The sequence below is a fragment of the Paraconexibacter sp. genome, assembly GCF_041602235.1.
GTDB lineage: Bacteria > Actinomycetota > Thermoleophilia > Solirubrobacterales > Solirubrobacteraceae > Paraconexibacter.
Genome location: NZ_JBFIGP010000193.1, coordinates 1 through 7,355, shown reverse-complemented (window position 1 = coordinate 7,355; position 7,355 = coordinate 1). Strand labels below are relative to the sequence as shown.

The 7,355-nt window shown below is 73.0% G+C and carries 6 protein-coding genes and 1 pseudogene; 3 read left to right on the top strand and 4 right to left on the bottom strand.

Features of this window, described 5'->3' with window-relative positions; all coding sequences use genetic code 11:
• The coding region (gene lon, locus ABYE80_RS14455) for an endopeptidase La (protein WP_372790988.1) at positions 1 to 2,033 on the bottom strand (2,033 nt) is incomplete at its 3' end.
• Between the two features lie 226 nt (positions 2,034 to 2,259).
• Here lon and ABYE80_RS14450 point away from each other — a divergent pair.
• Together ABYE80_RS14450 and ABYE80_RS14445 are read left to right on the top strand one after the other, a co-directional pair.
• Positions 2,260 to 2,505 carry a hypothetical protein gene (locus tag ABYE80_RS14450; RefSeq protein WP_372790987.1) on the top strand — a complete coding sequence of 82 codons (246 nt, stop codon included), beginning with the start codon at positions 2,260 to 2,262 and terminating at the stop codon, positions 2,503 to 2,505.
• A gap of 83 nt (positions 2,506 to 2,588) precedes the next feature.
• A complete protein-coding gene (locus ABYE80_RS14445; protein ID WP_372790986.1) occupies positions 2,589 to 3,761 on the top strand; it encodes a methyltransferase in 1,173 nt (390 codons plus the stop codon).
• Here the strand turns inward: ABYE80_RS14445 and ABYE80_RS14440 are convergent.
• Positions 3,678 to 4,919: an NADH:flavin oxidoreductase/NADH oxidase family protein gene (locus ABYE80_RS14440; RefSeq protein WP_372790985.1), complete on the bottom strand. Its 1,242-nt coding sequence runs from the start codon at positions 4,917 to 4,919 to the stop codon at positions 3,678 to 3,680. The two genes, ABYE80_RS14445 and ABYE80_RS14440, sit on opposite strands and share 84 nt — an antisense overlap.
• Before the next feature lie 38 nt (positions 4,920 to 4,957).
• Positions 4,958 to 5,650 (bottom strand): response regulator, encoded by a 693-nt coding sequence (locus ABYE80_RS14435; protein WP_372790984.1) that lies wholly within the window; start codon positions 5,648 to 5,650, stop codon positions 4,958 to 4,960.
• Between the two features lie 170 nt (positions 5,651 to 5,820).
• Here ABYE80_RS14435 and ABYE80_RS14430 point away from each other — a divergent pair, with 170 nt between their 5' ends.
• Positions 5,821 to 6,492 (top strand): LuxR C-terminal-related transcriptional regulator, encoded by a 672-nt coding sequence (locus ABYE80_RS14430; protein WP_372790982.1) that lies wholly within the window; start codon positions 5,821 to 5,823, stop codon positions 6,490 to 6,492.
• 11 nt (positions 6,493 to 6,503) lie between these two features.
• On the opposite strand, the pseudogene ABYE80_RS14425 reads toward ABYE80_RS14430, so the two are convergent.
• Positions 6,504 to 7,355, bottom strand: a pseudogene (locus ABYE80_RS14425) (hypothetical protein); the annotation flags it as partial.

Genomic DNA, 7,355 nt, shown 5'->3' with positions numbered 1-7,355 from the left:
GCCCCGGCAGGGACGTGGACGTGGAACTCGCGGTCACCGAACACGTCGTCGTCGATGCCCAGCTCCTCGGCGTGGGCCCGGACGTAGGTGAGCGCGATCCGCGCCGACTCCTTCATGACGTCCCCGAGCTGCCCGGTGAGGGTGAGGCCGCCGGTGCCCTTGCCGCGCATCGCGCCGGCCTCGACGAACAGGACGTCGCCTCCGGTGCCGGTGACGGCCAGGCCGGTCGCCACGCCCGGGACCGCGGTACGGGCGGCAGCCTCCTGGAAGACCTTCTGCCGCCCCAGTGCGTCGCGGATGGTCTCGATGTCGAGGGTGATGGTCCTGCCATCCGCTCCCGCCGTGCCGGATGCCACGCGGGTCGCGGTCTTGCGCATGAGGGTGCCGAGCTCGCGCTCGAGCTGCCGGACACCGGCCTCGCGCGTGTACTCCGACACGATCGTCCGCAGGAGGTCGTCGGAGATCGCGACCTCGTCCTCACGCAATCCGTTGCGCTCGCGCTGACGCGGGAACAGGTAGTCGCGCGCGATCGCCGTCTTCTCGCTGACCGTGTAGCCGTCGAAGCGGATGACCTCCATGCGGTCCAGCAGCGGACCCGGGATCGTCTCCGCCTGGTTGGCGGTCGCGACGAACAGCACCTGCGACAGGTCCAGCTCGAGATCGAGGTAGTGGTCGCGGAACGTCGAGTTCTGGGCCGGGTCCAGGACCTCGAGCAGCGCGGCCGAAGGGTCGCCCCGCCAGTCCGCCCCGACCTTGTCGACCTCGTCGAGCAGGATCACCGGGTTCATCGTCCCGGCGTCGCGCAGCGCGCGGACCAGGCGGCCGGGCATCGCGCCGATGTAGGTGCGACGGTGCCCGCGGATCTCGGCCTCGTCGCGCACGCCGCCCAGCGACATGCGGACGAACTCGCGTCCGGTCGCCTTGGCGATCGACTCGCCGATCGACGTCTTGCCCGTACCGGGAGGGCCGATGAGGGTGAGGATGGCGCCCTGGTCGCGCCGTGGTGTCGTCGCGGGGCTCTCCGTCCCCTCCGCGCCGGCCTCGGTGGCGGCGTCCAGCCCGCGCTCGACGCGCAGCTTCTTGACGGCCATGTACTCGACGATCCGGTCCTTCACGTCCTCGAGGCCGAAGTGGTCGCCGTCCAGCACCTCGCGGGTGTGGACGGGGTCCAGGCGTTCCTCGCTGACCTCGCCCCACGGGACGGCGATCAGCCAGTCAAGGTAGGTGCGGATCATCTGCGCCTCGGAGCCGCCGCCCTCGCCGGCGCGTTCGAGCCGGCCGAGCTCCTTGACCGCCTGCTCGCGCACGTGGTCGGGCATCCGGGACTCGTCGATCTTGGTGCGGTACTCGTCGACGAACGAGCCGTCGTCCTCGCCGAGCTCCCTGCGGATCGACTCCATCTGCTTGCGCAGCAGGTACTCGCGCTGCTGCTTCTGCGCGCCCGACTCGACGTCGTCGCGGATGCGGCGGCGGATCTGCAGCTGCGCCAGCCGCTCGCGCTGGAACTCGAGCGCGAGCTCGAGGCGCTCGGTGACGTCGAGCGTCTCGAGCAGGCGGACCTTCTGCTCGAAGGTGAGGTCCGGCGCGTAGCCGGAGGTGTCGGCCAGTGCACCGGGCTCCACGATCGACCGGACGAAGCCCGCGATGCGCCCGTCGTCACCGCGGAGCTCGAGGAGCTCGTCGACGACCGCGCGGTATTCGCGCTCCAGCTCGCGGGTCCGGCCCGGCAGCGGTTCGCCCTCGCCGCCGGCGTCGGGCGACTCGGTGACCTCCGCGCGGAGCTTGCCCAGCGGGTCGTTGTGGGCGGCGCCGATCACACCGCGGGCGATGCCCTCGAGGACGGCGCCGCGGGCGCCGCCGGGGAGGCGGACGCGGTCGCGCACCGCCGCGATGGTGCCGACGGAGGCGTACTCGCCCTCGTGGCGGGGGACGAGCAGGACGCGGTCCTCGTCGCCGACGTCGACGGGGAGGGTGACGTCCATCGTCGGGAAGATGACGGTGTCGTCGAGCGGGATCAGCAGGAGCGTGGCCATGAGAGCGAGGAGTCCTTTGAGGAGGTCAACCGTTGCGTGGACAACTGTATCACGGAGGAAATCGTGATCTCAGTCGGGTGCGCTGAGATCGTCTGCTGCGTCCGCTGAAGGTAGCAGTGACGCCGCGTCGTCTCGTGGCAGGGGAACGCCACCGCCCGGCGAACCTGTGCGCCACCTCACGCACCGCGCCGTAACTCACGCACGCCCAGGGAGTTAGTTCGAACAGATGTCCGCCCACGACGCCCCCCACGTGCTCCATCAGACGCTCCAGGAGCTGCGCTCGCACCGCGACGCCCTGCGGACCCATGCGGTCGCCGTCGAGCCTGCGGCGGGCACGCACGACGAAGAGCTCGAGATCGTCCTGCGCGACCTCGACGAGGAGATCCGCCACGTGACCGAGGCGTGGGTCGGGTCGGCGGTGACGGAGATCGCCACCCTCCGCGGGCAGCTCTCGTCACCGCTGCACGGCTGACGGCCCTCGTCGCCGGGGTCCTCCGATCGGAGGACCCAAAATCTGTCCTTTCGGTCAATGCGGTCACGCACTAGGCTCGTGGGGTGACCGTCGCCGCACCACCGTTCGTCGCGAACGTCGTGCTCAACGCCCGTCGCAGGCTGCGACGGGCAGCGGACCGCTTCCTGCCGCCGGACATCGCGACGTTCGATCTCGCGACGGGCGTCGGCGTGACGCACGCGCTCGGCGCGTTCGCCCGGCTCGGCATCGCCGACGTGCTCCACGAACGCCGGATGGGCGCGGATGAGCTCGCGCCGCGGATCGGGGCCGACGCGGACGCCCTGCACCGACTCCTGCGCGCGGCCGCGACGGCCGGGATCGTCGAGATGGACCACGCCGGCACGGCGCGCCTCACGCGGCTGGGCGAGACGCTGAGGTCATCGCACCCGCGATCCCAGCGGGACTGGTGCATCTACATGAGCTCGCCGGCCGTCACGGAGGCGTGGGCCGGGCTCACGGACGCGGTACGCACGGGCGAGAGCGCCTTCCACAACGTCCACGGGCGCACGGTCTGGGAGTACTTCGCCGATCATCCGGAGGAGGAACGGACGTTCACCGGCGCCATGCAGCGCATGACGGCGGCGAGCGCGCCCGCCATCGCGGCGGCCTATCCGTGGCCGGCCGGAGGATCGGTGTGCGACGTCGGCGGGGGCGCCGGCGCGCTGCTCGCGGCGATCCTCGACACCGACGCGTCGCTGCGGGGCATCCTCCTGGACAACTGCTCGGTGCTCGCGGAGGGCGGGCGCCTCCTCGCCGCTCGGGGGCACGTCGCCCGCGCGAACCTGGTCGTCGGCGACTTCTTCGACCGTATCGAGGTGAAGGCCGACGTCTACGTGCTCAAGGACGTGCTGCACGACTGGGACGACGAGCGGAGCCTGAAGATCCTGGAGTGCGTCCGCGCGGCCGCTCCGCACGGCGCTCGCATCGTGCTGGTGGAGACGCCGCAGGAGCCGAACGCCCCGCACCCCTTCGCGTCGATCGAGGATCTCCAGATGCTGGCGCAGTGCGAAGGTGGCCGGCAGCGGTCCGTCGCGCAGCTGCGGTCGCTGCTGCTCCGCGCCGGCTTCACGGTCGGCGAGGTCTACGAGACGCTCACCCACGCCCTGGTCGAGGGCGTCGCGGTCGCGCGGCCGTCAGCCGCCGCGCTGGCGACGCAGGGCACGCCAGCCGTTGCCGACGATGGCGTGGACGAGCGTCACGGCGGCCGGCTCGCGTAGGTCGGGCTCGCGGCCCGCGCCGAGGCGGTGCAGCTGCCGCGTGTGCCAGTAGAGATCGGTCAGCCCGTCGAGCTGCTTGTGGCCGATGCGCTTGTCGCCGGCACGGATCGCGTCGCGGCTGCCCGTGAGGAGCTCCGCCGGGCCGTGGGTGTCGACCGCCAGCGGGCGGCCGATGCCGACGATGTCGATCGCCCCTGAGGAGAGCGCGTCCCGCATCGCGGACGCTGTCCGGAACCCGCCGGTCAGCATCAGCGGCATCGACACGCGACTGCGGACCTCCTCGGCGTACTCGAGGAAGTACGCCTCGCGCGAGCGGGTGCTCTCCCTGACGTCCTGCCCGGTCATCGCGGGTGCCTCGTACGTGCCGCCGCTGATCTCCAGCAGGTCGACGCCCTCGGAGTCGAGCGCCTGGACGACGGCCATGGACTCCTCCTGCGTGAACCCGCCGCGCTGGAAGTCGGCGGAGTTGAGCTTCACGCTCACCGCGAACGCCGGTGTGACCGCCGCGCGGATCGCCCGGACCACCTCGAGCAGGAACCGCATGCGGCGCTCGGGGGTCCCGCCCCACTCGTCCGTGCGCTGGTTGGCGAGGGGGGAGAGGAACTGGCTGACGAGGTAGCCGTGGGCGCCGTGCACCTGCATGCCGTCGAAGCCGGCCCGCTCGAGCACCGCGGAGGTCGTGGCGAACCGGGCGATGATGTCCTCGATCTGCGCGCCGGTGAGCACGCGCGGCGTCGGCGCGCCCGGGAGGTGCGGTCGTACCGCCGAGGGGGCGACCGGGTGCTTGCCCGCGATCCGCAGGGCCTGCCGGCCCGGGTGGTTGACCTGCGCCCAGATCCTGGCGCCGTCGGCCTTGGCGGCAGCGGCCCACCGGCCCAGTGCCTCGAGGTCGCGGTCGTCGTCGATGACGACGTTGTAGGGCTCGCCGAGGTGGTCGCGGTCGACCATCACGTTGCCGGTGATGAGCAGGCCGGCGCCTCCGCGTCCCCACCGCTGATACAGGCGTTCGAGCGCGACGGTCGGCCGGTTGCGGCGGTCGCCCAGCTGCTCGCTCATGGCGGCCTTGGCGAGGCGGTTGCCGAGCTGCTGGCCGCACGGCAGGACGAACGGCGTGGCGAGCGGATCGGTGCTCGGCGGGGCGGCGGCGGTGTTGGTCACGGGGGAAGCTTCGCAGATGTAGCTTGAGCGGCGGGCAGCTACCGCCGTGGGTCGGGCGTATCGACCCCGCCCTGGCCGCGCGCCGCGCGCGCGAACGCGATGGCCTCGGCGCGCGATCTGACGCCCAGCTTGCGGTTGATCCGCTTGAGGTGCGAGCGCACCGTCTCGGTCGACAGCACGAGGTCCTCGGCCACCTCCGCGGTACCTCGACCGGCGGCGAGGAGGTCGAGCACCTCCCACTCCCGGGGCGTGAGCACGCTGCGGATCGGTCGCATGCCGGCGGCGACGGGCTCGGACCGGAGGTGCTCGACCAGGCGCATCGTGAGGCGGCGAGAGACCGCAGCCTCGCCCGCCATGACCCCGCGCAGGATGCGGGGGAGGGCCTCGATCGGACTCTGCTTGCCGAGGTAGCCGGCGGCGCCCAGCCGCAACGCGAGGAGTCCCAGCGCCTCGTCCTGACGGGAGGTCAGGGCGACGGGCCGCACGTCGGGAGCCTGCTCGCGCAGGCGACGCAGCGCCTCCAGGCCGTCCCCGTCGGGCATCACCATGTCCAGCAGCACGACGTCGGGGCGGTAGTGCCGGCAGAGCTCGACGGCCTCGAACCCGGTGGTCGCCTCGGCGACGACCGTGAAACCGGCCTCCTGCAGCACGTCCTTGACGGCGCGGCGCGCGAGCGGGTCGTCGTCGGCGATGACCACGCGGACAGGTGCATCGGGATGTTCGGTGGCCATGGCTGGGCGGGGCGATGGTCGCGGGCCGAGAGGAGACCGTGCCGGACCAGTGTGCCGCATCCCGCAACCCCTATGGGGCAGGAACGCCCCCCATGGCGGGCAGGATCCTGCCCCGAGGGGGCGCGAAGATCCCCTCGACGGTCCGCCCCTCGGCTCGTACCGTGACGGTCATGGACGCGGGCGCACCGATCGCCGTGCTGATCGCCGACGAGGACCCACTGTCGCGCGGAGAGGTGCGGCGGGCACTTCGCCCGGCCGCGGACATCTCCGTCGTCGGGCTCGTCGACGACGCCGACGCCGCGGCACGGTGCATGGAGAGCCGCCACGTCGACGTGGTCGTCAGCGGCGAGACCTCGCCGTCCGGACAGGTGCAGTCGCTCGCGCCGGTCTCGAACGCTCCTGGCTCGCCCGCCCTCCTCGTTCTCGTGCGTCGCTGGTCGGAGGACGGGGCGCTGACGCTCCTGCGTGCCGGAGCCGACGGGGTCCTGCCGAAGGACGCCGACCCCGCCGCGCTGCCGCGGGTCGTCCGCGCGGCGGCGGCCGGGGAGATGATCGTGCCCCGAACGCTCGTACGGACCCTGGTCACCGAACTGCGGTCAGCAGATCGCCACCGCGGTCCGCGATTCACCCGACGCGACCTGACCGAACGCCAGTGGCAGGTCATCGATCTGGTCGCCGCCGGGCTCACGACCGAGGAGATCGCCGGGGAACTCGACCTCCGGGTCGAGACGGTTCGCTCCCACATCAAGCACCTCCTCCAGCGGCTCGGGGTGCACACGCGCGCCGAGGCACTGGAGGCGGTACGCGAGACCCGCGAACGCCGCCGGGTCGGCGCCACCTAGCGCCGCGGCGTCTAGCCGACGCGGACCCGCACGGCCCGCTGGACCACCCTGGCCTTCCCCTTCGGGGCCCGGGCGGTCACCCGCAGCGTCACCTTCGCCCGGGACCGCAGGGTGCTGCGGGCCCGACGCGACCGGATCCTGGGGCGCACGGTCCGCTGCGATCGTGCCGGGATGGTGGCGGTGGTCGTGAGCAGCGTCCGGGCTCGACGCCCCTTGCGCGTACGCGTCCTCACGCGCACGGTCGTCCGGACCGCGAACGGCTCGCTGTTGCGGATCGTGATCGCGAGCCGGCCGCGACGGCGCAGCACGGTCGCGGGAAGGCGCAGCGCGGGCACCCTGCCGAACGCCTGCCGTGCGACGGGGGCACCAGGCACGACCGGGGTCCCGGTGGACGGGGCGGGCGCGCCGCTCGGGGCGCCACCGGCGCTCGGCGGGGTGCCCGGCGAGCCGCCCGTGCCACCTCCCGGTGGTGGCGGCGGCGGGACGATGGCCGGCGCGGCCACGGTCGCCACGACGATCCGTCGGGTCGCTGCCGGTCCCTGGGCGAACAGGACGTGGGTGGTGCCGGTGCTGTCGGCCCCGGCGGTCACGGTCTCCGTGTCGTTGAACGCGATCTCCCCGGCCCCGTCGACGGACAGCCGCTCGGAGGGAGCCGCCAGGACGCCCGTGCCCGACACCGCTTCGACGGACTCCGAGGCGCCTTCCACCCGGCTCCAGGCGATGACCCCGAACCCGGTGCTGCCGACCGCGGACGCGGCGGGACGTCCGGCGGTGGGTGTGCCGGAGCTGACCGGGGTGCCCTGCGCCCAGGCGCCGCCCGACAGGCGGGAGCCGAACGTGTGGAAGGTGAGCTGTCGGGGCGT

Bases quoted from the DNA above. Each gene is read 5' to 3' on its own strand.
- ABYE80_RS14450 (WP_372790987.1), top strand. From the start codon at position 2,260: ATGTCCGCCCACGACGCCCCCCACGTGCTCCATCAGACGCTCCAGGAG.
- ABYE80_RS14435 (WP_372790984.1), bottom strand. From the start codon at position 5,650: ATGGCCACCGAACATCCCGATGCACCTGTCCGCGTGGTCATCGCCGAC.
- ABYE80_RS14430 (WP_372790982.1), top strand. From the start codon at position 5,821: ATGGACGCGGGCGCACCGATCGCCGTGCTGATCGCCGACGAGGACCCA.